This window comes from Pseudoalteromonas sp. T1lg24, from assembly GCF_002964745.1.
Lineage (GTDB): Bacteria > Pseudomonadota > Gammaproteobacteria > Enterobacterales > Alteromonadaceae > Pseudoalteromonas > Pseudoalteromonas spongiae.
Map to the genome: position 1 here is coordinate 1 of NZ_PQCB01000008.1, position 302 is coordinate 302.

Genomic DNA, 302 nt, shown 5'->3' on the forward strand with positions numbered 1-302 from the left:
ACAACGCCAAAGTGGTTTATAACCCGCAGAAGTTGAATAGCTCGAAAAGAGCAAAGTACTAAAGTAGAAACTTTACGAATTGAGATAAAAGAAACAGTTTTCCGAATTTAAGCAAAGTGTGTCTCTTAACAACAAGTGTTAACAGATACGCACCTTGCGCAAATAAGGTGGCTCGGTCCGACGGACTTCGCCATTGAACATTTGCACACAGAATTTGCTTGGTGAACATAGCGTTTTGGAACCACCTGACCCCATGCCGAACTCAGAAGTGAAACGAAACAGCGTCGATGATAGTGTGGGTT

The 302-nt window shown here is 42.7% G+C and carries 1 rRNA gene; it reads left to right on the plus strand.

The features are described from left to right. Nucleotides 1–217: 217 nt before the first annotated feature. Nucleotides 218–302, plus strand: a 5S ribosomal RNA gene (rrf, locus tag C2M30_RS06990); the annotation flags it as partial.